Raw genomic sequence first — 23,101 nt, forward strand, 5'->3', positions numbered from 1 at the left:
GCCGGAAGGCTGCGGGCCCTTCCTTATTTTTTGACTGCCACCAGGAGTCCGTCGCCGGTGGGGAGCATCGCCGAAGCCAGGCGGTCGTCGTCACGGATTGACTTGCCCACCTGGCGAAGAACCGCGGTGGTGGAGTCGCGGGCTGCCGGGTTGGCCACGCGGTCCTTGTCCAGGGCATCGTTGATGATCAGGAGGCCGCCGGACTTCAGCAGCCGGATAGCCTGCTCCACGTATCCCGGAATGTTCGGCTTGTCCGCATCGATGAACACGAGGTCGTAGGCGCTGTCTGTGAGGCGCGGCAGGACGTCTCCGGCCCGGCCGGAAATGGTACGGGTACGGTTCGCGGGGCTTCCCGCTTCCTGGAAGGCCTCCCGCGCGGCCCGGAGGTGTTCCACGTCGACGTCGATGGTGGTCAGCACCGCCTGGGGGCCGAGCCCGCGAAGCAGGCAGACGCCCGATACGCCCGCCCCGGTTCCGATTTCCACAGCCGTCTGCGCCTTGGAGGCCTTCGCGAGTACGGTCAGCACCGCGCCAACGCCCGGTCCCACCGGAGTCACGCCCAGCTCAAAGGAGCGCTCACGAGCATGCAGCAGGACTTCATCCTCGGCAGGCAGATCTTCTGCATAGGACCAGCTCGTGGACTTATCGGCGCTCATGAGGATTCGCTTTCTGGGCGGCAGGGGGATTGTTTCTAACAGCGTACTGTGTCCGGCGGTGCCCGGCCCGGAGGTGACGGCGCGGCAGGCTGTGGCTACGCCCAGATGTGACGGGGACCACCATATTCGGGCGTCAAATCCAGTGTGCAATGCGCGCTGGTTTCCGCCCAAGGCTGAAGGCCGGCGAAAGTCAGGAAATTCCCAGCCAACTTTGAAATGATGGTTATCCGCTCATCCAGGAGGTGATCGGCGCCGAAGCACTGGTGTCAGTCCGACTGGTGCCAGAACCGCCCAGGCGTTAGTTCCATCCACGAGGGGAGTGGACGATGTCAGCATCAGTTGTGGCACCTGTCCCGGCAATTGAAGATCCAGCCGCACAGTCGGAAGCCGAGTGGGTCAGGCCGACATGGGAAGAAGTGGTCACGAACCACTCCGCCAAGGTCTACCGGCTTGCCTACCGCCTGACCGGCAACAAGTACGACGCCGAGGACCTCACCCAGGAGGTGTTCGTCCGCGTCTTCCGGTCGCTGGAGAACTTCAAGCCCGGCACGCTCGATGGCTGGCTCCACAGGATCACCACCAACCTCTTCCTGGACCAGGCCCGGCGCAAGAGCCGCATCCGCTTTGACGCCCTCGCCGAAGACGCCGAATCCCGGCTGCCCGGCCGCGAACCCGGCCCGGAACAGAGCTTCGAATTCAATAATCTGGACCTCGACGTGCAGGCCGCCCTGGAGGAGCTGCCGCCGGACTTCCGCGCCGCCGTCGTCCTCTGTGATCTTGAGGGCCTGTCCTACGACGAGGTGGCCGAAGCGCTCGGCGTCAAACTCGGAACCGTAAGGTCCCGCATCCACCGCGGCCGCACCATGCTCCGCGAGAAACTGGCGCACCGGGACCCCCGAACCCGGCAGTCCCTCAAGCCGCGGCTCAAGATGCCACGCATCGCCGGCATCCTCTGATCGGCTCCATGGGTCAGCTGAGAAACCTGCTGGGTGGCCTTGGAGGCAACTGTTCGCGCGGATTCCTGCCACGGGGCAAACGCGGACGCAGCACGAAACACATTGAATCCTGTCCCGAGTGCGCGTCCCTTCTATGGCGTGAGCGCCAGTACCTTGAACGGATGCGGCGGGCGGCCATTCCCGCGGCCAGCGACGACCTGACGGCAAGGTTGCTTGCCCGGACGCAGCAACTCGCCATGGCGCCAGCCGCCCCGGCTTCCCGCACGTCCGTTCCTGCCACTCCGGCAGTCAAGGCGGTCGGCCTCGCCGCAGGCGGTGCCATGGCCGCGGCCGGCGTTGTTGCTTGCGCTGCCTACTTCCTGGCTGGTGATCCCAGGCCCACGGCGGCCGGTGTCTCCGCACCGTCGTTCCAGCAGCAGGCAGCCACCTTCGGGGCGCAGTCGCTTGACGGCGTCCTCCCGCCCGGCGGTGCCAGTTCGCCCGGTGCTGTGTCCGCGGCCGGCATGCTGACGTCCGCGGAACTCGATGGCCTCCGCGCGCAGGGCTGGTCTTGCCCGGAACTCCGGAACCTGGGCTTCCAGATGCTCTGGGCGCGGCGTGAAGCGGTCTCGGGGCAGGGCGTCCTGGAGCTGAGGCTGACCGACGGGAAGCACTTTGCCACTGTCCTGGAACAGCACCCGCAGGTACGCCAGGCGGGCGGTTCGCCAGCGGCAGCGGTGTCCTCGCCCACGAACATCCTGACGGGACGTCCCGCCGCCGAAGACGGGTTTGTCCCTGTACCGGACGGCGGTGCTCCTGCCGGCGGGGTGCTGTGGATCAACGCATCCGCGCCGTGGAAGGCCATCTACCAGACCTCCGACGTCACGTTCACCTACATTTCGGATCTACCCGCGGACAAGGCCGACGACGGCGTGGCAGAGCTGATCCGTGCTGGCTCCGCGACTGCTGCGCACAGTGTCGTGGGCGGCCCGAAGGGGACCGGAACCGACAGTGTTGCCGCGGCCGCCGCGGAGGACCTGCCTGCGAGGCTCCAGCGCGGAATGGGGCGCATCATGGAGCTTTTCACACCATGATCAACCTGTGCTTTGCGGCGTGCGCGGTGCGGCCCGCGTCAGAATCGTCACCAGCATGCCGGAGAGGGTAATCTTCCTAAAGTGTTTGGAATCAACGGCCCGGAGTTTCTCCTTCTGCTGATCATTGGCGTCCTGGTGATCGGCCCCAGCCGCCTGCCCGAATACACCCAGAAACTGGCAAACCTGGTGAAGGAAGTCCGCCGGATGGCGTCCGGCGCCCGGGAACAGATCAAAGACGAAGTCGGCATCGACATCGACGACGTTGACTGGAAGAAATACGACCCGCGCCAGTACGATCCCCGCCGGATCATCAAGGAAGCGCTGCTCGACGACGACACCAAGCCCGTCAGCGCCGGCGCCCCTGCCGCGGTTGCGGCAGTTGCCGCAGCCTCCGCCGCGTCCTATGCCGAAGAACGTCCCGCACGCGTCATCGAGCGCCTGGCCGACGGCGAGCGGGCACCCTTCGACTCCGAGGCCACCTAGGCCGGATTTGGACTGGCCCAGTTACCTGGGCTGGAGGCCCAGCTTCATCCCCGTCAACCCGCGCGGCCGCGCGGCGAGCTTGCCCGCAATCCCCGTCAGTGCCTTCGCCGCCGGCGTCTCCGGCCTGCCCAGCACGATCGGTTCGCCCGTGTCGCCGCCCTCGCGCAGCAGGATGTCCAGGGGAATCTGGCCCAGAAGCGGCACTTCCGCCCCGACGGTCGCGCTCAGCCGCTCGGCGAGGACAGTCCCGCCGCCGCTGCCGAAAAGTTCCATCCGGCCGCCGTCGGGCATTTCAAGGTAGGACATGTTCTCCACAATGCCGGCCACTGACTGACCCGTCTGCGTCGCGATGGCGCCGGCACGTTCGGCGACGTCCGCGGCCGCCGTCTGGGGTGTAGTCACCACCAGGATCTCGGCCTTCGGAAGCAGCTGCGCCACCGAGATGGCGATGTCCCCGGTCCCCGGAGGCAGGTCCAGGAACAGTGCGTCCAGGTCGCCGAAGTAGACGTCGGTGAGGAATTGCTCAAGCGCCCGGTGCAGCATGGGCCCGCGCCACGCCACCGGCTGGTTGCCCTTGACGAACATTCCGATGGAAATGACCTTCACCCCGTACGCGACCGGGGGGAGGATCATGTCGTCCACGCGGGTGGGGGACTGGTCGATGCCCATCAGTGCCGGCACCGAGAACCCGTACACGTCGGCGTCGATGATGCCTACTCGCAGGCCCTGGGCAGCCATGGCGCAGGCGAGGTTCACTGTGACCGAGGACTTGCCCACCCCGCCTTTGCCGCTGGCCACCGCGAAGACCTTCGTGAGGGAGCCGGGCTGGTTGAACGGGATGCCCCGCTGTCCCCCGGGTCCGCGAAGCTGCTCCTTCAGCGCATCCCGTTGCTCCTGCGTCATGACTTTCAGCTCGACGTCGACGCCCGTGACGCCCGGGACTGCCGACAGCGCTGCCTCGGAGTCCGCGGTGATGGTGCCGCGCAGCGGACAGCCGGCGATGGTGAGCAACACCACGAGCCGGACCAGGCCGTCGTCGGCGATGTCCACCGACTCCACCATGCCGAGTTCGGTGATGGGGCGCCGCAGTTCGGGGTCGATGACAGTGGCCAGTGCAGCGTCCACTGCCTGGGCCAGGGGGGTGCTCATGCGGTCAGGGCTCAGCTTTCGGGGGTATTGAGGTGCGCGGGGTAGCCGGGCTTGTCCGGTTTGACCTTGGGGATCTGCTGGGTGCGCGGGTTGCGCTGCTTGTCGCGGCGTTCCTTCAGCTTCTCTTTGACCTTGTCCTTGGGCGACTCGTGGCTGCCGGCGCCGGACGGATCATGGGTGCGGAGTTCCTCCTGCGCCTCCAGCATGTCCTCAAGGAGGCTGCGGAGCTCGGCGCGGACGTAGTCGCGCGTGGCGACCTCGCGGAGCGCGATGCGCAGGGACGCCAGCTCCCTGGTGAGGTACTCGGTGTCGGAGAGGTTGCGTTCGGCGCGCTGCCGGTCCTGCTGGAGGGACACCCGGTCGCGGTCGTCCTGGCGGTTCTGGGCGAGCAGCAGCAGCGGGGCCGCATAGGAGGCCTGGAGGGACAGCATCAGAGTAAGCAGCGTGTAGCCCAGGGCCTGCGAGTCGAACTGCCAGGCCTCCGGCGCGAAAGTGTTCCAGACCAGCCAGAAGACGCAGAAGATCGTCATGTAGACCAGGAAGGTCGGCGTGCCCATGAAACGGGCAAAGCCTTCCGTGGCGTGGCCGAACGCATCTGGATTGGGCGAAAACTTGGGAAGAATGCGCTGGCGTCCGCTCAGTGGCGTATCGAGGCTGCCTTTGCCTGCGGCCTTGCTGCCCGGCCTGGTGTGGGAGTTTCGTGAGGAGGTGATATCAGCCAATGCGGCCTCCAAGCTTCCTTATCGGGACGTCGTCCTCGTGGGCACGCCAGTCATCGGGCAACAGGTGATCCAGCACGTCATCAACAGTCACCGCCCCCACGAGGCGTCCGTCGGCGTTGACCACGGGAAGTGAGTTCAGGTTGTAGGTGGCCAGGGTCCGGGCCACCTCGCTGATATGCGCATGGTCCGAGACGGGTTCGAGGGTCTTGTCCACCAGGTTGCCAAGCGGTTCGGGCGGAGGAAAGCGGAGCAGCTGCTGGATGTGGACCACCCCCAGGAACCTTCCGGTGGGCGTCTCCAGCGGGGGCCGGGCAATGAAAATTGACGACGCCAAGGCCGGTGAGAGTTCCTCGCGGCGGACGTGGGCCAGGGCTTCGGCCACCGTGGCTTCGGGCGGGAGGATGACCGGAACAGGCGTCATCAGGCCGCCGGCGGTGTCCTCGTCGTACTCGAGGAGGCGCCGGACATCCTCGGCACCTTCGGGCTCCATCAGTTGCAGCAGTTCCTCGGCCTGGGCCGAGGGGAGTTCGGCGAGGAGGTCGGCGGCGTCGTCGGGATCCATTTCTTCAAGGACGTCGGCAGCGCGGTTGACGTCGAGGGCGGAGAGAATCTCCACCTGGTCGCCTTCCGGCATCTCCTGCAGGACGTCCGCGAGGCGCTCATCCTGCAGTTCGCTCGCCACCTCGAAGCGGCGCTTGTCGCTCATCTCCTGGAGGGCTTCGGCGAAGTCGGCCGGCTTCAGGCCTTCGTGCGTCGCGACGAACTGGGTGGCGGCCTGGGGCTCCGTCTTGGCACCCTGCTGCGCGTCGGCCCAGTCGATGATCATGGTTTCGTTGCGGCGGAGCCGGCTCAGCGGCGAGAGGGAGTGGCCGCGGCGCACGAACAGCTTGCTGACGAACCAGTCACCGGAACGGTGCCGGTCCATCGCGATGTCCTCGATGGTGGCGTCGCCGCTGCCGTCCGCCAGGGTCACGCGGCGGTCGAACATTTCGGCCACCACCAGCGTTTCCGCGCCGCGCTGTTCGAAGCGGCGAAGGTTTACCAGTCCGGTGCAGATCACCTGGGTCTGGTCGATCGACGTGATCCGGGTCATCGGGACGAATACCCGCTTCTTGCCGGGTACCTCCACCACGATGCCCACCACGTGGGGTGCGCCCCGGGTGCCGCGGGAGAGCACGACGACATCGCGCAGCCTGCCGAGCCGGTCGCCCAGGGGGTCGAAGACATCCAGTCCGAGAAGGCGCGCAACAAACACCCGCGAAAGATTTGTGCTCACCTGTACAGGCTACCGAGTCTGCTCTCTTTTAGCTGAATTTCAGCCTCCGTACAGCCGGATGGGCAAGAATGGATGTATGTCAAACATTTTTGGTGCTCCCAAGGCCGGTGTCCCTAACGGGCCGGACGAATTCCGCACGGTTCCGACCGGGGACACCGTCGGTTCGTATACCTCCTACCTGGACGCCCAGAAGGCGGTGGACTACCTCGCGGACCAGCAGTTCCCCGTCCAGTTGGTGTCCATCGTGGGCAACGACCTGAAGATGGTGGAGCGCGTCACCGGCCGCCTGAGCTACCCCAGGGTCGCTCTGTCCGGTGCACTGAGCGGTATGTGGTTTGGCCTGTTTGTCGGGGTTATGCTGTCCTTCTTCTCGCCGACCGGCGGTTATTTCTCGATTGTGACCTCGGTGCTCATGGGTGCGGCGTTCTTTATGCTCTTCGGCATCGTCACCTACGCAATGCAGCGCGGGAAGCGCGACTTCACCTCAACGAGCCAGGTGGTGGCCACCAACTACGACGTCGTGGTGGCGGCTGAAGCCTCCCACGAGGCGCGGCGCATGCTCCAGCAGCTGCCCATGACCCCTTCAGATGCATCCGCAGGGGCAGCGCCGTACGGTCAGGGCGGCTACCAGAACCAGCCGTTCCAGCAGCCCGGGCACCAGCAGGGTCCACAGCAGGGAACCGGACCGCAACGGCCCGCCGGCTGGAACGATCCTTACGGCCAGAGGACGCCTGAGGCCGGGAACCAGCCGTCCGCCGGCGCCCATGTGGCCGGCTCCCCGGGCCACGGAACGCCCGCCGCTGGCGAAGAACACCCTCAGCACCGGGCGGCTCCGACGCCCGCCGTTCGCTACCCGGACCTGCCCGACGGCCGGCCGCAGTATGGCGTCCGCGTATCCGATGCCCCCAAACAGGAGGAAGGCCCCAAGCAGGAGCCTGCCGAGGGCAACACTCAGCAGTAACCCGGGGACACATAAGGCCTCCGTCCGGACAAGATCCGGGCGGAGGCCTCTTGCGTGGGTCTTAGGGCTGCTGCTGGTCGATTTCCTGGTAGATGCCGGCCATCCACGACTCGACGTCGTCGGCCTTGCGGGGGAGCGCCGCGCTGAGGTTTACCGGTCCGTCGGCGGTCATCAGGATGTCGTCCTCGATCCGGACACCGATGCCGCGGTACTCCGCAGGAATCGCGAGGTCTTCGTTCTTGAAGTACAGGCCGGGTTCGATCGTGAACACCATGCCCGGGGTGAGGACACCGTCCAGGTAAAGTTCGCGCTTGGCCTGGGCGCAGTCGTGCACATCGAGGCCCAGGTGATGGCTGGTGCCGTGGGGCATCCAGCGGCGGTGCTGCTGGCCCTCGGGGCTGATGGCCTCCTCGACGGACACCGGCAGCAGTCCCCACTCAGCCAGGCGCTCAGCCAGGACGGTGGTCGCGGCTGTGTGGATGTCCCGGAACTTGGTGCCCGGCCGGGCTGCGGCGAAGCCTGCGTCAGCTGCATCCAGGACCGCCTCGTAGACCTTCCGCTGGATGTCCGTGAAGGTTCCGTTGGCCGGCAGGGTGCGCGTGATGTCGGCGGTGTAGAGCGAATCAGCTTCTACGCCCGCGTCCAGGAGCAGCAGGTCACCGGCGTTGACCGTGCCCGTGTTCCGCGTCCAGTGCAGCACAGTGGCGTTGTTGCCGGATGCCGCGATGGTGTCATAGCCCAGCTCGTTGCCTTCTTCCCGGGCACGGGCGAAGAAGGCGCCTTCGACCACGCGTTCGCCGCGCTGGTGCGTCAGGGCCCGGGGAAGGGCCTTGACCACTTCGGTGAACCCCTCCACCGTGGCAGCCACGGCGATCTGCATCTGCTCGACCTCCCACTGGTCCTTCAGCAGGCGGAGCTCGGAGAGGGCTTCCGTGAGCTTCTCGTCGAGGGCATCGAGCACGCCCAGGTCGAGGTTGTCCGGGTCCTTGGCCGTGTTGTAGCGGGCTGTGTCCACGAGGGCGTCGATGTTCTCATCCACCTTGCGCACCAGCCGGATGGAGATGCCGCCGATTTCAGGGGCGCCCACATTCTTGGTGATTGCGAGTTCAAGCTCGTCGATGTGCGCGGTGGCAAGGCCCAGCCTCCGCTCGAATTCAGCGAGCGTGGGGCGCGCACCGATCCAGAATTCGCCGGAACGGGAATCGGCGTAGAACTGCTCAGTGTCGCGGCCGGCCAGGGGGCGGAAGTAGAGCGTGGCGCGGTGGTTCCCGCCGTCGTCGCCCTTTCCTTCTTCGACCGGTTCCAGGATCAGCACGGCATCGGGTTCATGGTCCAGGCCCAGGCCGGTCAGGTGCGCGAAGCCGGAGTGGGGGCGGAAGCGGTAGTCGCAGTCGTTGGAGCGGACCTTGAGCGGACCCGCGGGGATCACCAGGCGTTCGCCTTTGAACAGGCCGGAAATGGTGCGACGTCGTGTGGCGGCGTGGTCGGCGACGGCGTCCCGATCGGGGAGCTCTTGTGCCGACGGCGCCCAGTTGCTGGCCATAAAGGCCTTGAAAGCGTCGGAACTGGGCCGCTGGGAGCGGTTGTTAACGCGCTCTTCGAGGGGCTGGTTTGCTGTATTTTCACCGTTGTAGGCGTTATCTGCATCGTTCACCGTCCCATAGTCTCACCAGCGGCGCGGCCCGGGCCACCGGACACTGCACCGGCCATCCACGCCGGCCATCTACTAGGCTGGGCGAGTGAGGATTGATCTGCATGCCCACTCGAATGTTTCCGACGGCACGGAGGCGCCCGCAACGGTGATGGGGGCCGCGGCAGCGGCGGGCCTGGACGTGGTGGCACTGACCGACCACGACTCCACGGACGGCTGGGCCGAGGCCTCGCTGGCGGCCCGCGCGGAAGGCGTTGCCTTCGTGCCCGGCATGGAGATTTCCTGCCGGACCGCTGAGGGCATCAGCGTCCACCTCCTCAGCTACCTCCATGACCCCTCACATCCCGGGCTGCTGGAGGAAATCACCAAGGCCAAGGATGCGCGCCTCACCCGGGCCGAACGCATGGTCACCCTCCTTGCCGAGGACTACCCGCTGAGCTGGGACGACGTTATCCACCACGTGGCCCCCGGTGCAACGCTGGGCCGGCCGCACATTGCCGACGCCCTGGTGGCCGCCGGCGTGGTCGCGGACCGGACCGAGGCCTTCGCGTCGATCCTGACGTCCCGTTCCCGGTATTACGTCCAGCATTACGCGCCGGATCCGGCGGTGGCCGTGGCGCTTGTCCGGTCGGCGGGCGGCGTTCCGGTGTTTGCCCACCCGGTGGCGTCAGCGCGGGGCCGCATCGTGGGCAGGCGGACCTATCTGCAAATGATCGACGCCGGCCTAGCCGGTCTGGAGATCGAACACCGCGACAACCCTGAGGATGGCAGGGCGTACCTCCGTGCGCTCGCGGAGGAGCACGGGCTGCTGGTGACGGGCTCCTCCGACTACCACGGCACGGGCAAGCCGAACCTGCTGGGGGAGAACCTGACCTCGCCTGATGTCCTGGCCAGGATCGAAGAGCTGGCAACCGGCACCGCCGTCGTCCGTCCGTGAACTCTTCCGTTCCTGAACCGTGACCCAACTGACTGGCAGTTAACGCTCTGAAAACCGCTAATGACGACGTTAAATGCGAGTCAGTTGGGCGGGAACGAGGTGAACGTCGCGTGGGCTGCGAGGCGGCCCGCCATGACGTCGATGGCAGGCTGGTTCTCGTCGACACAGACGAATTTCCGGCCGAGCTTGGCGGCCACTGCACCGAGCGTTCCTGAGCCGGCGAAGAAATCCAGGCACCAGTCGCCCGGACGGCTTGAGGCGGCCACCACGCGGCGGATCAGGCCTTCGGGCTTCTGCGTCGGATAGCCGGTCTTCTCTTTGCCGGTGGGGGAGACGATGGTGTGCCACCAGACGTCCGTCGGCAGCTTGCCCAGTTCCCGCTTTTCGGGAGTGACCAGGCCGGGGGCCATGTACGGCTCACGGTCCACCTCGGCGCTGTCGAAGTGGTACCTGGCCGGGTTCTTGACGTACACGAGGATGTTGTCGTGCTTGGTGGGCCAGCGGAACTTGGCGCGGGCGCCGTAGTCGTACGCCCAGATGATTTCATTCAGGAAGCACTCGCGGCCGAAGATGGCATCCAGCATCACCTTGGCATAGTGCACTTCACGGTAGTCAAGGTGAAGGTACAGGGTGCCGTCGTCGGCCAGCAGCCGCCATGCTTCCACGAGCCTTGGTTCCAGGAAGGACCAGTAGTCGCTGAACGCGTCGTCGTAGCTGTGCAGGGCGCCCTTGATCGTGTCGTAGGAGCGGCCCTTGAAGCCCACGCGGTCGCCGTCGCCGTCCGCGTTGCGCACCATGGTGGTCTGCTGGCGGCGTTGGGAGCGGCCCGTGTTGAAGGGCGGGTCGACGTAAATGAGTGTGAAGGCGCCGTCCGGCAGCGTGGGGAGGTACACCGCGTTGTCCGCGTGTACCACCAGGTTGCTGCCGTCCGGCGCCCAGACGGTGTCAGTCATTGAGGGTTTTAGGCCTCGGTGTTGCCGTGTTGTGCGCCGTCCTGCGCTGCGTTTCCGCCACCCACTACTTCGCCGTTGCGGCGGCGGGTGCGCGTGCGGCGTCGTGCGCGGGTAGCGCGGTCCACCTCGGCCGGCGCGGATGCAGTTGCGGTTGCGGCTGCGGGTGCTGCCTCTGCCGCCGGAGCGGCTGCGGCACCACTGTCGGAAGTACGACGACGGCGGTCACCTGACCGTCCGCCGGCCTCGCTGCCGCTGCGGCGGGTGTCGCGTCCGCTGTCCCGTCCGGCTCCGCGTCCGCTGTCCCGTCCGGTTCCGCGGGCGCTGTCCTTGGAGTTATCGCGTCCGCCATCGCGTCCGCTGCCCCGCCCAGGCTTCTTGCCGGTCTCGCCCAGGTCCTCCAGGACCTCGGCGTCGACGCCGGCGAGCACCCGCTTGTCGCGGGGCAGGCGGCCCTTGGTGCCTTCAGGGATGTCCAGCTCTTCGAACAGGTGCGGCGAGGAGGAGTAGGTTTCCACCGGCTCGGGCACGCTCAGGCCCAAGGCCTTGTTGATCAGTCCCCAGCGCGGCATGTCATCCCAGTCAACGAATGTGACGGCCGTGCCCTTGTTGCCGGCGCGGCCGGTGCGGCCAACACGGTGCAGGTAGATCTTCTCGTCTTCAACGCACTGGTAGTTGATCACGTGCGTGACGTCGTCGACGTCGATGCCGCGGGCCGCGACGTCCGTGGCCACCAGGACATCAACCTTGTTGTTGCGGAAGGCCCGCAGGGCCTGCTCGCGGGCGCCCTGGCCGAGGTCGCCGTGGATGGCGGCTGCAGCGAACCCGCGGTCCACGAGTTCCTCCGACACCTTGGCGGCCGTGCGCTTGGTCTTGGTGAAGATGATGGTGCGTCCACGGCCGCGGGCCTGCAGGATGCGCGAGACGACCTCGATCTTGTCCATGCTGTGCGCACGGTAGATGAGCTGGCGGATGTCCCGCTTGGTCAGGCCCTCATCGTCCGGATCGGCTGCGCGGATGTGGGTGGGCTGGGTCATGTAGCGGCGGGCCATGGCGATGACCGGGCCGGGCATCGTTGCCGAGAACAGCAGGGTCTGGCGGACGGCCGGGGTTCCGGCGATAAGCGTCTCGACGTCGGGCAGGAAGCCGAGGTCCAGCATCTCGTCGGCCTCGTCAAGGATGACGATCTTGACGTTCTTCAGGCTCAGGTGCTTCTGCTTGTACAGGTCGATCAGGCGGCCGGGCGTGCCGACAACAACTTCGACGCCCTTCTGCAGGGCATCCACCTGGGGCTCATAGGCGCGGCCGCCGTAGATCGTGGCAATGCGTGCGTTACGCTTCTTGGCGGCGTTTTCCAGGTCCTTGGCAACCTGGACGGCCAGTTCACGGGTCGGCACAATCACGAGTGCCTGCGGTGCGCCCGGGACTGCCAGCTTGTCGAAGCCGGGGTCGTCGCGGCCCACGATGCGCTGCAGCGCGGGAATACCGAAGCCCAGGGTCTTGCCGGTGCCGGTCTTGGCCTGGCCGATGATGTCGTGGCCGGCAAGAGCCACCGGCAGGGTCATCGCCTGGATGGGGAAGGGGTGGGTGATCCCGGCGTCGGCCAGCGATTCCACGATGTCGGCGCGGACGTTGAAGTCCGCGAAGGACTTCTCCTCGATCTCATGAGGTTTTTCGTCCGAGATGATGGTCTCTTCCGGCTCGATCGATTCCGTGCCGGTGTCGTCGGTCAAAAGTTGGTGCGTGTGCAATTCACTCACAGGGGAGTTTCCTTATTCATTTGGGCATTGGCGCTGCCTGCTCAACGGGGCCGGCCGCAAGGCCGTTCCGGAGCACGCTCGGGCGCGCAAGCAAATCCAGTGGAAGCCGATCGCGGGCTATCTAAATGCTGGCACTGGGGACCAGCGGGTGTGTCTCAAGATCGCGTAGGGGCGGGCTTGTTGAATTCGTAAATCAAGGAAATCAACGACCGGGCATCCATTACTACTTATTCAGTCTAGCCGTTGAGCGCAACTTCCCTGACTGACGCCCCGCGCACGCCGCGTCAGTCAGTCCACCAGCTCCAGCTTGATCTCGCGCGTGGCAATGTCGGACGAGAGCAGCCTGACCCGGACCGTGGTGCCGGATTCGAGCTCGCCGGGGCACCTGGCCGTCACGGCAGGGTCCGCGATCTGGATGACGCCGGACGGTCCGTTGCCGTTCCCGTTGCCGCCGTTCCCGTTCTTGCCCGGCTTCGACCCCGAAATGACCACCGCGTCGAACTCCTGCCCCACATGGTTGATGAGCAGGGCCGCCTCCACGGTATCGAGCGCCAGCCGTTCCATCCGGGCCGCCAGCTGGTCCGAGGCCGCCATGATTTCCGGCAGGGAGGGGAGTGCCTCGCGGGCCCAGCCGGGAACGGCTGTGCGGTTGCTCAGCGCTTCACAGATCACCAGGACAAAACGATCGATCAGCCGGCGCAGCGGGGCGGTGGTATGTGCGTATGCCGCCCCGATGGCCGACTGGATGCCGTCATCCGGAACCGTCCCGTCAAAGGGTGTGTAGCCGGCGCCCCGGAACAGCATGCCGGCGGAGTGCATGATGGCCAGCTGCCGCGGGTCGGTGGGATCAAGGGACCGGAGGTACTCGCCGTAGCTGGCCTGGCCGTCCCAGGGTTTTCCCAGTGCGTGCGTCTGCCGCTTGAAATGCAGGAGGGAGCGTTCGTCCGGTGCCGGCATGGTGCGCAGGATGCCGACCTTGCCTTCAAGCATCAGGTCCGCGGCCGCCATGCCGGTCATCAGGGAGATCTGCGCGTTCCAGTCCTCCACCGGCAGGGAAGGCGCCGCGACGATGCGGTAACCGCCGTCGGGCAGCTGCTGGATTTCCTGGTCCGGCATGTTCAGGCTGGCGCCCCCGCGCAGCCTCTCCAGTTCCACGCGTTTGAGCCCCACCTCCTTGAGGAGCTGCAGCACCGGGCCGGCTGTGCCCGAATCGAGGTCCGCCTGGACGTTCCGATAGCTGAGTTTCGCCCGGCTTTGGATCCTGGCCCGCCGCACCAGCACGGACTGCACGTGTGCTGCCTGGTCCAGTTCGAACTCCCAAACGAAGGCGGCGCACAATTGGCCGGCAAGCAGGCTGCCGGCACTCTCGCTGATGATTTCCGGATGGAGTGGAATCCGCCCGTCGGGGGCGTAGAATGTCTGCCCGCGGCGGCGGGTTTCGGCGTCGAGTGCCCCGCCGGGCTGTACGAAGGACGGCACATCGGCGATGGCATAGAGCACCTTGTAGCCCTCGCCGGACCGTTCAATGAAAAGGGCCTGGTCCAGGTCTGTGGAGGACGGGGGATCTATGGTCACGAATTCCACATCCGTGAGGTCGAGGTCCGGCATCTTGTGCTCCGCAATGGCCGCCAGCGCATCCTGGAGGGCATCATCAGGGAAGGGCCCGGGCAGCTCCAACTCCGTCCGGAGCGCGTGCAGCGCCTCGGCCAGCCGGTTGGTCTGCTCGTGGACACTTGGGGTCAGGCGATGATGTGACACGAAAGTCAGGTTAGCTCGATTTGCGCCATTAGTCTTGAATGATGAGCTCATCCCCTGCTGACACCGCTCGTTACAACCGCTTCGTCGCAGGCCTGTTCGGAATGATGGCCTACGGGGAGCTTTCGGCCTTCGAGAGATTCTCCGCTGACGCGCGGTATTCGCCTACCCTCCACGACCGGGCAGTGCTCGGCAGGATTGCCGTGGTGGAGTTCCGGCACTACGAGCTGGTGAGCTCCCGGCTGACGGACATGGGTATCGATGCCGAGGACGCCATGCTGCCGTTCCAGGCAGCCGTGGACCACTTCCACTCGCGGACGCGCCCTGCCGACTGGTACGAATCACTGATGAAGGCCTATGTCATCGACACGGTCTCTGCCGACTTCTACCGGGCCATCTCGCAGTATGTGGATGCCGGAACGCGCGAGCTCATCGAACAGATCCAGGACTCCGAGGAGACGACGGAGGTGCTCCGCGAACGGCTCAGAAGCGCCCTCGCCGATGACCCCCGACTCGCGTCCAGGCTTGCGCTCTGGAGCAGGCGGCTGCTGGGCGAAGCACTGACGCAGGCACAGCGGGTCAGCTACGAGCATGGGTTCCTGGGAAGCCTGATCGGCGGCGAGGACAACGCCGCAGCGAAAGAGCCGGTCAGCGGGCTAATCGCAGGCCTGGCGGAAAACCATTCCCGGCGGATGACGCAGCTCGGCCTGACCGGCTAGCTCTACTGCTACCCGGCGTCGAGAGCCTCCAGCAGCGACTTGGCCGCTCCGGCGGGATCGTCAGCGTCGGTGATGGCTCGGACCACTACGATCCGGCGGGCGCCCGCTGCCACGACCTGTTCAACATTGCTCAGGTCAATGCCGCCAATGGCGAACCAAGGCAGCAGCGAACCCTCCACTGTCCCGTCAGCCGCGTCGGCAGCTGTTTTGCCTGTTGTTTTGCCGGTGGCCCCGGCTGCATAGCGGACCAGGTCGACGCCGACGGCGGCCCGGCCCGGCTTGGTGGGAGTGGCCCACACCGGTCCCACGCAGAAGTAGTCCAGTCGTCCGGGACCTGCTGACGCGGCGATCGCGGCGTCGATCTGCTCCTGGCTGTGCGTTGACAGGCCGATCACGGCGTCATCGCCAAGGAACTTCCGGGCCGAAGCCAAGGGCAGGTCCTTCTGCCCGATGTGGAGCACGGGGGCACCGGCGAGCGAGGCGATGTCGGCTCGGTCGTTGACCGACCAGAGCCGGCCGTGACGGCGGGCCGCAGCCTCCAGCACTTCAAGCAGCTCGAGCTCCTCGGCGGCTTCAATGCTCTTGTCGCGGAGCTGGATGATGTCAACGCCGCCGGCGTAGGCGGCATCAACGAAGTCTTCGAAATCGCCCCGGCCGGTGCGGGCGTCGGTGCAGAGGTACAGGCGGGCGTCGGTGAGGGCGGCTTGCTCGGTCATGGCACCAGCCTAGTTCCTCTAAACTGGGGTGGTACCGCGGGAGCCCGCAGCAGCTGTCACAAAGCTGCAGGGCTGAGAGGGCGTCAGAGCCGACCGCTTGACCTGATCCGGTTAGTACCGGCGTAGGGAAGGATGACAATGAACCCGCAACCTGCAGCAGGCCCCACCGCGCCCATTCGGAAAATCAGCGCCGACGTCGCCGTGATCGGCGGAGGGGTCGTCGGCCACGGCATCGCCTGGGAGGCCCGGCAGTCGGGCAGGTCCGTGGTGCTCATCGACGACGCACCGGGAACGGGAGCGAGCTGGGCCGCCGCCGGCATGCTGGCTCCAGTGAGCGAACTCCACTACCAGGAGGAACAGCTCCTGGAACTCATGCTCCATTCATCGGAGCTGTGGCCCGCCTTCGCCGCCGGGCTCGGTGCGCGGCTTGCGTCGCGGGACCCCGGCGCCGCAGCAGCCGGCACCGGGTACCTCACGACGTCGACCCTCGCCGTGGGTGCCGACGCTGCCGACCGCAGGGCCCTCGCGGACCTGCGGGGCGCCCAGCAGGCCAGCGGCCTCACGGTGGAACCGCTGACAGTCAGGGAAGCACGGGACCGAGAGCCGCTGCTGAGCCCGGGGATCTCCTGCGCCTTCGACATTCCGGCGGACCACCAGGTGGATCCCCGCAGGCTCCTTGCGCTGATCGCGGAGTCCCTGGCAGGTTCCGCCGTCCGTGAGCGTGCCGCGGGCCTGCTCTGGGAAGACGAGCGGGTCAGCGGCGTCAGCCTGGCCGGGGGAGGCACCGTGCACGCTGGGGAGACCATCATCGCCAACGGGCTGGGGGCTGCGTCGCTGGCCGGGCTGCCTTCCGGCCTGAAGCTGCCGCTCCGCCCGGTCTATGGCGACATCCTGCGCCTCCGAGTGCCCGCCTACCTGCAGCCCCTGGTGACATCCACTGTCCGCGGCATGGTCCACGGAGTCCCCGTCTATATCGTTCCCAGGCAGGACGGAACAGTCGTGATCGGGGCGACGCAGCGGGAAGACGCCCTCTCCGCTGCCGACTTTGAAGGCACCGGCACAGGACCGGCGGCACATGCCGGGGCCGCCGGTTCCGCCGTCTCGTCTGGTTCCGCTGTGTCGGCCGGTGGCGTCTACCAGCTGCTCCGCGACGCGCAGGTTCTGGTGCCGGCCGTCGCCGAACTGGAACTCCTGGAAGCAACGGCAAGGGCACGTCCGGGAACGCCGGATAACGCGCCGCTGCTGGGGCGGGTCGCGGACGCCCGCACCGGCGGCGACGTTGAGGGGCTGATCATTGCCACCGGATTCTTCCGTCATGGCGTCCTGCTGACGCCGGCGGCTGCAGCCATCTGCAGGCAGCTGATGGACGGCGTCGCCGACCCGCGCTGGGCGCCTTTCCGGCCCGACCGGTTCTTCAGCTTTCCGGCACCAACGGCCACGCCGGTGCACATTGTCACAATTGACCCGAACAAGGAAACAGCATGAACATCAAACTGAACGGCACGGTCCACGCGGTCGACGACGGCGCGTCCGTCACCACGCTCATCAGCCAAGTCACCGGCAGGAACCTCGCCCCCAACGGGCAGGCCGCCGACGGCCAAAAACTGGGAGTCGCGGTAGCGAGAAACTCCGAAGTAGTGCCGCGCAGCCAGTGGTACGTCACGGCGCTCGCCGAGGGCGACGACGTCGAACTCGTTACAGCGGTACAGGGAGGTTGAGCATCATGGCAGGAACTACGGTTGCCGGTGTGGCCGGGGCGGCACAGGCACAGCAGGCGGCGGACCCCTTCATTGTGGACGGCGTCACGCTGGGATCGCGCCTGATCATGGGCACCGGCGGTGCGCCCAGCCTGGACGGACTGGGGGCGGCACTGATCGCTTCGGGCACCGAACTGACCACCGTCGCCATGCGCCGCTACTCGCCGGCCGAATCAGGCTCGCTGTTCCAGCTCCTGGTGGACCACAACATCCGGGTCCTGCCCAACACCGCCGGGTGCTTCACTGCCAGGGACGCGGTCATGACGGCGGAACTGGCGCGGGAGGCGCTGGAAACGGACTGGGTCAAGCTTGAGGTGATTGCCGACGAACACACACTCCTGCCGGACGCCGTGGAGCTCGTGGATGCCACCGAACAGCTGGTGAACCGCGGGTTCAAGGTGTTCGCCTACACCAATGACGACCCGGTGCTGGCACTGAGGCTTGAGAACCTCGGAGCCACCGCTGTGATGCCGCTCGGCTCACCGATCGGTACCGGCCTGGGCATCCTGAACCCGCACAACATCGAACTCATTGTTTCCCGGGCGTCCGTTCCCGTGGTGCTGGACGCCGGCATCGGCACCGCGTCTGATGCTGCGCTCGCCATGGAACTGGGCTGCGACGCCGTCCTGCTGGCCACGGCAGTGACCCGGGCGCAGAACCCGGCCATGATGGGGGAGGCCTTCAAACACGCAGTAATCGCCGGTAGGCTGGCGAAAGCGGCCGGCCGGATTCCGCGCCGCGAGCATGCTCTCGCGTCGTCGGCCATGGAGGGCCGGGCGGAGTTCCTCTAACAGTCCGAGACCATCCAAGGGAGCCCACTGTGACCGGCAAGGAAGACGTTCTTACCCGACCGCGGATTGACGCCGAGCTGGCGGACCTTCCGGACTGGAGGTACCGGCTGGGCGGCCTCGTGACTGTCTATAAAACGCCGACGGCGGCCGGTGCCCTCGAGCTGATTGCCGCCGTCGGGCGCCTGGCCGAGGAACAGAACCACCACCCGGACCTGGACTGGCGGTACAACAGGGTCTTCATCCGCTACACGTCGCACGACGCCGGCACCGAGGTGACGCAGCGCGACGTTGCCGCCGCGGCAGCCGTCAGCCAGGCGGCCGCCGCTGCCGGGGCGTCAGCCGAACCGGCGCTGTACCGGACGGTGGAGGTCGTGATCGACACTGCCAACCCGGGCGAGATTTCCGAAGTCTGGCGGACTGCCCTTGGCTACCGCAAAGGCAGGTACGGCGACCTTGCCGACCCTTACGGCCGCGGACCGGGCCTCTGGTTCCAGGAAACGCCCACCCCCAGCGAGAACCACTTCCATCTCGACATCCACCGCAGCAAGGCGGAATCCGGCCCGGCGCTGGAGAAGACCACGGCGACCGGGGCGTTAATGAACCATGACCACGCACCCAACTGGGTGGTGGTCACGGATGCGCAGGGAAACCGGCTCTGCCTTTGCACCGAGGAAGGCCACGAGCCGGATCTGTAGCCGGCGCAGCCTCCCCACCGAAGGCCCCTGTGGGGAGCCCGGTTCTAGAGCCTCAGCGCCGCCGTCAGCTGCCTGGTGTCATGCAGGGCGCGCCGCCGGCCCAGGAACACCGCGGCGGCGAGTGCCGCCCCGGTGCCCAGGACCATGGGCAGTACCCACGGAATCCAGGTCAGGCCGGGCTGGTAGCCAAGCCCTGCGGCTATGCAGATGATCCAGCTCAGCATGCCCACGACGGTAGCCACTCCCGCCGGCAGGGCGATGCCGTACTTCGCATGCCGCCGGTCGTTGGCCCAGACAATAAAGCCTGCGGCCACGGTGACCAGGGCCACGATTACCAGGGAAAGCATTCGGTGAACTCCTTGCTGCAGAGCGGGCGGGGCAATGTGAAGCGGGAGCCTAGAGCTGGCCGAAACCGACGCGGCGGGCTTCCTCTGCCCCGATTTCAACGTAGCCCAGGACGTTGGCCGGGATGATGACCACACGGCCCTTTTCGTCAGCCAGGCGCAGTTCGGCGCCCTTGGTGATGGATTCTTCGACGAGCTTTGCCACAGCGTCAGCATCCTGAGCCGATTCCAGCACAATTTCGCGGCCGATGTTCTGAATGCCGATCTTTACTTCCACAGCGAGGCCTCCCAGCCAATCAAAGTTCTAAAGGTGTTCTCTATTTGTAGTCTAGGTTTCCTTGGGGAAGCGCGAGATTCCGCGCCAAGCTAAACGATAGATCAGGTCACTGGCCACATCGAGGTCCAGGTTTCCGTCCGTTTCGAGCCAATACCGTGCACTGACCTGCGCCATGCCGGCGAGTCCGCGCCCCAGAAGCTGGGCCTCCAGCGGAGGCAGCTTGGTGTCTTCGGCGATAACGCGGGCCACGGCGTCGGCAAATGTCTTGTTGAACGTTTCCAGTCGTGAACTGACGTCGGGATCGTTGATGAGGTCCGACTCGAACACGAGGCGGTGGGCCTGGTCGTCGCTGGCGATAAAGCGGTAGTAGGCCCGCATGACGGCCTGGACGCGCTCGTCATTGTCCGTGGTCGAGCTCAGGGCACCCAGCATCAGGTCTGTCAGTGAGCTCAGGTGGCTGTCCAGGAGGGCGAGGTAGAGCTCGCGCTTGGAAGGGAAATGCTGGTACAGCACCGGCTTGCTGACGTGGGCGGTCTCCGCGATCTCGTCCATGGCGGCGCCATGGTAGCCGTTGGCGACAAACACTTCCTGGGCAGCCGCCAGCAGCTGGGCTCGGCGTTCGTCACGCGGGAGCCTCGCCGAACGCGCACCGCCGGCCCGCGTCTGTCCCGCGGCTGCCTTCCCGGCCGGTGTCCGATCAACCGGTGCCTGATGAACCACTGTTGGCCTTCTTTCCATTGCAGTTACCTACACTTTACGCGCGGGTAATATGACCTGGCGGCATCTTCGGGCATACATTGAAGTATGGCTTCCATGTTCACCGCAACTGCTGTCCCTGCAACCCTGGATCCGCTCGTGGAACCGGCCGATGCACTGACTGCAGAAGAGGTCGAGCGGTATTCCCGCCACCTCATCATTCCCGAAATCGGCACGCTGGGCCAACGCCGGCTCAAGAACGCCAAGGTCCTGGTCATCGGGGCCGGCGGCCTGGGCTCGCCCGCCCTCCTGTACCTCGCCGCCGCGGGCGTGGGAACCTTGGGAATCATCGACGACGACGCCGTTGACCTCAGCAATCTGCAGCGCCAGGTGATCCATGGGGTGGCGGACGTGGGCCGGTCCAAGATCGAGTCGGCCCGGGACTCCATTGCTGCGCTGAACCCCCTGGTGGACGTGCGGCTCCACAATGTCCGGCTCGACGCCTCGAACGCACTGGAGCTGTTCGCCGGCTACGACATCATCCTGGACGGCGCGGACAATTTCGCCACCCGCTACCTCGTCAACGACGCCGCGGCCATCCTCGGAAAGCCCTACGTGTGGGGCTCCATCTTCCGGTTCGATGGTCAGGTCAGCGTGTTCTGGGAACAGCACGGCCCCACGTACCGCGACCTCTACCCGGAGGCCCCGCCGGCCGGCTCGGTGCCTTCGTGCGGCGAAGGCGGCGTGTTCGGGATGCTGTGTGCTGCCGTGGGCTCGCTCATGGTGACCGAGGCGGTCAAGCTGATCACCGGCGTCGGGCGTTCCCTGCTGGGCCGTGTGGCGCTCTTTGATGCCCTCGGCGGCAGCTGGCGCGAGATCAAGGTGGCCCGTGACCCGGAAGCCGAGCGCATCACTGAACTCACCGACTACGAGGCGTTCTGCGGGATCGTTGCGGAGGCTGCCACAGCCAAGGAAAACACCGTCACGTCCACGCAACTGGCCACGATGCTGGCATCACGGAAGGCCGGCCTGAAGGACTTCGACCTCGTGGACGTGCGGGAGCCGGGGGAGCACGACATTGTCAGCATAGAAGGCTCCGTCCTCATTCCGCAGGGCCGGATCCTGGCGGGGGAGGCGTGGGCCGAGCTGCCGCAGGACAAGGACATCGTGTTCCACTGCAAGGCAGGCACGCGCTCGGCAGCCGTGCTGGCCGCGGCCCGCAAGGCGGGCTACCAGCGGGTCAGCCATCTCGACGGCGGCATCCTCGCCTGGGTGCGGGAAGTGGAGCCGGGCAAGCCCGTCTACTGAGGCTTAGGCGGTTGAGGGTTAGGCGGTTTCCCGCTGCGCGGCGGCGGACGCCGAACCTGGCTGGCCATGGTCCACCGGGCATTCTGCCACCGGCGCGGCAGCGGGCTGCTCAACGGTGATGCCGTACAGCGCTTCAAGCGCTGCAATGTACTGTTCCTGCTGGCCGTTGGAGGCAAGTTCACGGGCCCGGACGGTGGGAACATGCAGGAGCTGCTTGACCATCCGGCGCAGCGCGAACTCGACCTCCTCGGCGGCGGCCGTGCAGCCGTGGCGGGCCCGGACCTTCTCCATCTCGGCGTCCAGGACATTCATGGTGTGGCGGCGCAGGGCGACGATCGCCGAGTCCACGGACCGCGCTTCGCGCTCCTGCTCAAAGGCTGCTGCAGCGCCGGTGACGATGCCGCTGGCCTGGGCCAGTGATTCCGCCTGCTCCTGGGGAGCGGCGAGCCGCACGGATTCGAGGGTGAGCAGTTCGACGCCGTCGAGCTCGCCAACAGCCGGATCGAAATCGTGGGTGAGCGCCAGGTCGATGGCGATCAGCGTTTGCGGTGAGTCCGCCCGGACCCGGGCGAGCTCGTCGGCTTCGACACGGGTGTCGGAGCCGCTGCAGCCGATCATGACATCCGCTGCGGCCACAGCGGCGGGGAGTGAATCGGCGTCGAGGGCCTTGCCGCCGCGGGTGGCCACGAAGCCTTCGGCGCGGCCGGAGGAGGAAAAGACGGAGATGTCCTTGCAGCCGCGTTCGCGGAGCAGTGACATGGTGGCACCGGCGTAGGCACCGGTCCCGAAGACGACGGCCTTCTTGGTGGACCAGTCGGCGTTTTCGGAAAGGTCCGTGGCGAGGTCCAGGGCCACCGAGACAATGGACAGTCCGCGTGAGCCGAGGGCTGTCTGGGCACCGACATCCTTGGCAGTCTTGGAGGCGGCCTGGAAGAGCCGGATGAGGCCTGAGCTGGCAGTGCCTTCGTGCTGGGCGGTGATGAGGGCGCGGCGCACCTGGCCGGCGATTTCGCGTTCGCCCACCACGGCCGAGTCAAGGCCCGAGCTCACGGCGAACAGGTGCTGGCTGACCTCGCCGCCGGTGCGGGTATTGAATGACCGGGAGACCAGCTGTTCACTGAGCCCGCTGTGTTCGCTGATCTGGGCGACGAGCGCGGCCCGTGCCGCTTCCACGTCGTCCGCGTGGGACGCTTCACCATAAATTTCGAAGCGGTTGCAGGTGGCAAGCACCACCGCACCCGTCACTGCCGGCGACCCGGAGAGTGCGGATGTAGCCAGCTCAGAAGAGCCGGTGCTCAGTTGAGCAACGGTCTCGAGGTCGATGTCGGCGTGTGTAGCCACCAATGAGAAAAGAACCACAGCATCACAATCATAGCTTTTTCGTCGCGGTGTAGAACAACTATGAGCCGTGGGGAAGAGCACGGCAGCCTGTGATTCCCGCCACGGAGGGTTGGTGCGGGCTCGGGGTG

24 protein-coding genes and 1 riboswitch are annotated in these 23,101 nt (G+C 66.5%); of the genes, 11 read left to right on the forward strand and 13 right to left on the reverse strand.

Going from position 1 to position 23,101, the window contains the following annotated elements:
• Window positions 1-23: 23 nt before the first annotated feature.
• Window positions 24-656, reverse strand: a complete 633-nt coding sequence (locus tag J2S97_RS01545; protein ID WP_307045903.1) for an O-methyltransferase — start codon at window positions 654-656, stop codon at window positions 24-26.
• 326 nt (window positions 657-982) lie between these two features.
• On the opposite strand from J2S97_RS01545, the gene sigE reads away from it, so the two are divergent.
• From sigE to J2S97_RS01560, 3 genes are all read left to right on the forward strand, one after another.
• Window positions 983-1,612: an RNA polymerase sigma factor SigE gene (gene sigE, locus J2S97_RS01550; protein WP_307045905.1), complete on the forward strand. Its 630-nt coding sequence runs from the start codon at window positions 983-985 to the stop codon at window positions 1,610-1,612.
• Between the two features lie 161 nt (window positions 1,613-1,773).
• Complete coding sequence (locus J2S97_RS01555) at window positions 1,774-2,685, forward strand: anti-sigma factor (RefSeq protein ID WP_307045907.1); 912 nt, start codon at window positions 1,774-1,776, stop codon at window positions 2,683-2,685.
• Between the two features lie 81 nt (window positions 2,686-2,766).
• The gene (locus J2S97_RS01560) at window positions 2,767-3,168 is read left to right on the forward strand and encodes a Sec-independent protein translocase TatB (RefSeq protein WP_104172173.1); all 402 of its coding nucleotides are present in this window, start codon (window positions 2,767-2,769) and stop codon (window positions 3,166-3,168) included.
• Between the two features lie 21 nt (window positions 3,169-3,189).
• Here the strand turns inward: J2S97_RS01560 and J2S97_RS01565 are convergent, their stop codons facing one another.
• From J2S97_RS01565 to J2S97_RS01575, 3 genes are read right to left on the reverse strand one after another with little or no spacing between them, the layout of a single operon-like run.
• A complete protein-coding gene (locus tag J2S97_RS01565; RefSeq protein WP_307045909.1) occupies window positions 3,190-4,317 on the reverse strand; it encodes an Mrp/NBP35 family ATP-binding protein in 1,128 nt (375 codons plus the stop codon).
• Between the two features lie 11 nt (window positions 4,318-4,328).
• On the reverse strand, window positions 4,329-5,051 hold the full coding sequence (locus J2S97_RS01570) for a DUF1003 domain-containing protein (RefSeq protein ID WP_307045911.1): 723 nt from the start codon (window positions 5,049-5,051) through the stop codon (window positions 4,329-4,331).
• Complete coding sequence (locus J2S97_RS01575) at window positions 5,032-6,315, reverse strand: magnesium transporter MgtE N-terminal domain-containing protein (RefSeq protein ID WP_307045914.1); 1,284 nt, start codon at window positions 6,313-6,315, stop codon at window positions 5,032-5,034. Before J2S97_RS01575 ends, J2S97_RS01570 begins: the two co-directional genes overlap by 20 nt.
• 76 nt (window positions 6,316-6,391) lie before the next feature.
• On the opposite strand from J2S97_RS01575, the gene J2S97_RS01580 reads away from it, so the two are divergent.
• On the forward strand, window positions 6,392-7,276 hold the full coding sequence (locus J2S97_RS01580; protein WP_307045916.1) for a general stress protein: 885 nt from the start codon (window positions 6,392-6,394) through the stop codon (window positions 7,274-7,276).
• Between the two features lie 61 nt (window positions 7,277-7,337).
• Here the strand turns inward: J2S97_RS01580 and J2S97_RS01585 are convergent, their stop codons facing one another.
• Window positions 7,338-8,930: an aminopeptidase P family protein gene (locus tag J2S97_RS01585; protein ID WP_307045918.1), complete on the reverse strand. Its 1,593-nt coding sequence runs from the start codon at window positions 8,928-8,930 to the stop codon at window positions 7,338-7,340.
• An 85-nt stretch (window positions 8,931-9,015) separates the two neighbouring features.
• On the opposite strand from J2S97_RS01585, the gene J2S97_RS01590 reads away from it, so the two are divergent.
• Window positions 9,016-9,864: a PHP domain-containing protein gene (locus J2S97_RS01590; protein WP_307045920.1), complete on the forward strand. Its 849-nt coding sequence runs from the start codon at window positions 9,016-9,018 to the stop codon at window positions 9,862-9,864.
• A gap of 80 nt (window positions 9,865-9,944) precedes the next feature.
• On the opposite strand, the gene J2S97_RS01595 is transcribed toward J2S97_RS01590, so the two are convergent.
• The 3 genes from J2S97_RS01595 to J2S97_RS01605 all read right to left on the reverse strand — a co-directional run bounded on the left by J2S97_RS01595 (window position 9,945) and on the right by J2S97_RS01605 (window position 14,332).
• Window positions 9,945-10,817: a DNA-methyltransferase gene (locus tag J2S97_RS01595; RefSeq protein WP_307045922.1), complete on the reverse strand. Its 873-nt coding sequence runs from the start codon at window positions 10,815-10,817 to the stop codon at window positions 9,945-9,947.
• An 8-nt stretch (window positions 10,818-10,825) separates the two neighbouring features.
• Entirely contained in the window at window positions 10,826-12,574 is a 1,749-nt protein-coding gene (locus J2S97_RS01600; RefSeq protein WP_307045924.1) for a DEAD/DEAH box helicase, read from the reverse strand.
• A 288-nt stretch (window positions 12,575-12,862) separates the two neighbouring features.
• Window positions 12,863-14,332, reverse strand: a complete 1,470-nt coding sequence (locus J2S97_RS01605; protein ID WP_307045926.1) for an RNB domain-containing ribonuclease — start codon at window positions 14,330-14,332, stop codon at window positions 12,863-12,865.
• A gap of 41 nt (window positions 14,333-14,373) precedes the next feature.
• Here J2S97_RS01605 and J2S97_RS01610 point away from each other — a divergent pair, with 41 nt between their 5' ends.
• The gene (locus J2S97_RS01610; protein ID WP_307045928.1) at window positions 14,374-15,048 is read left to right on the forward strand and encodes a ferritin-like domain-containing protein; all 675 of its coding nucleotides are present in this window, start codon (window positions 14,374-14,376) and stop codon (window positions 15,046-15,048) included.
• A gap of 8 nt (window positions 15,049-15,056) precedes the next feature.
• On the opposite strand, the gene thiE is transcribed toward J2S97_RS01610, so the two are convergent.
• A complete protein-coding gene (thiE, locus tag J2S97_RS01615) occupies window positions 15,057-15,764 on the reverse strand; it encodes a thiamine phosphate synthase (protein WP_307045930.1) in 708 nt (235 codons plus the stop codon).
• Between the two features lie 26 nt (window positions 15,765-15,790).
• Window positions 15,791-15,910: riboswitch (TPP riboswitch) on the forward strand.
• Here thiE and J2S97_RS01620 point away from each other — a divergent pair.
• The 4 genes from J2S97_RS01620 to J2S97_RS01635 all read left to right on the forward strand — a co-directional run bounded on the left by J2S97_RS01620 (window position 15,897) and on the right by J2S97_RS01635 (window position 19,007).
• Complete coding sequence (locus tag J2S97_RS01620) at window positions 15,897-17,249, forward strand: FAD-dependent oxidoreductase (RefSeq protein ID WP_373460476.1); 1,353 nt, start codon at window positions 15,897-15,899, stop codon at window positions 17,247-17,249. Its footprint overlaps the riboswitch before it by 14 nt.
• On the forward strand, window positions 17,246-17,482 hold the full coding sequence (gene thiS, locus J2S97_RS01625) for a sulfur carrier protein ThiS (RefSeq protein ID WP_104172186.1): 237 nt from the start codon (window positions 17,246-17,248) through the stop codon (window positions 17,480-17,482). The genes J2S97_RS01620 and thiS overlap by 4 nt, the downstream gene beginning before the upstream one ends.
• Before the next feature lie 5 nt (window positions 17,483-17,487).
• On the forward strand, window positions 17,488-18,312 hold the full coding sequence (locus J2S97_RS01630; RefSeq protein WP_307045935.1) for a thiazole synthase: 825 nt from the start codon (window positions 17,488-17,490) through the stop codon (window positions 18,310-18,312).
• A 29-nt stretch (window positions 18,313-18,341) separates the two neighbouring features.
• Window positions 18,342-19,007 carry a 4a-hydroxytetrahydrobiopterin dehydratase gene (locus J2S97_RS01635; RefSeq protein WP_307045937.1) on the forward strand — a complete coding sequence of 222 codons (666 nt, stop codon included), beginning with the start codon at window positions 18,342-18,344 and terminating at the stop codon, window positions 19,005-19,007.
• A gap of 44 nt (window positions 19,008-19,051) precedes the next feature.
• On the opposite strand, the gene J2S97_RS01640 is transcribed toward J2S97_RS01635, so the two are convergent.
• Genes J2S97_RS01640 through J2S97_RS01650 form a run of 3 tightly spaced genes read right to left on the reverse strand, consistent with a single transcriptional unit; the run spans window position 19,052 to window position 20,366 of the window.
• On the reverse strand, window positions 19,052-19,354 hold the full coding sequence (locus J2S97_RS01640) for a hypothetical protein (protein WP_307045938.1): 303 nt from the start codon (window positions 19,352-19,354) through the stop codon (window positions 19,052-19,054).
• 49 nt (window positions 19,355-19,403) lie between these two features.
• Window positions 19,404-19,628 carry a DUF3107 domain-containing protein gene (locus J2S97_RS01645; protein ID WP_307045940.1) on the reverse strand — a complete coding sequence of 75 codons (225 nt, stop codon included), beginning with the start codon at window positions 19,626-19,628 and terminating at the stop codon, window positions 19,404-19,406.
• A 51-nt stretch (window positions 19,629-19,679) separates the two neighbouring features.
• A complete protein-coding gene (locus J2S97_RS01650; protein WP_251042776.1) occupies window positions 19,680-20,366 on the reverse strand; it encodes a TetR/AcrR family transcriptional regulator in 687 nt (228 codons plus the stop codon).
• A 66-nt stretch (window positions 20,367-20,432) separates the two neighbouring features.
• Between J2S97_RS01650 and moeB the strand changes: the two genes are divergently transcribed.
• Entirely contained in the window at window positions 20,433-21,632 is a 1,200-nt protein-coding gene (gene moeB, locus J2S97_RS01655; RefSeq protein ID WP_307045941.1) for a molybdopterin-synthase adenylyltransferase MoeB, read from the forward strand.
• An 18-nt stretch (window positions 21,633-21,650) separates the two neighbouring features.
• On the opposite strand, the gene J2S97_RS01660 is transcribed toward moeB, so the two are convergent.
• Window positions 21,651-22,991 (reverse strand): glutamyl-tRNA reductase, encoded by a 1,341-nt coding sequence (locus J2S97_RS01660; protein WP_307045942.1) that lies wholly within the window; start codon window positions 22,989-22,991, stop codon window positions 21,651-21,653.
• Between the last annotated feature and the right edge of the window lie 110 nt (window positions 22,992-23,101).

The sequence above is a fragment of the Arthrobacter oryzae genome, assembly GCF_030812315.1.
Classification (GTDB): domain Bacteria; phylum Actinomycetota; class Actinomycetes; order Actinomycetales; family Micrococcaceae; genus Arthrobacter; species Arthrobacter oryzae_B.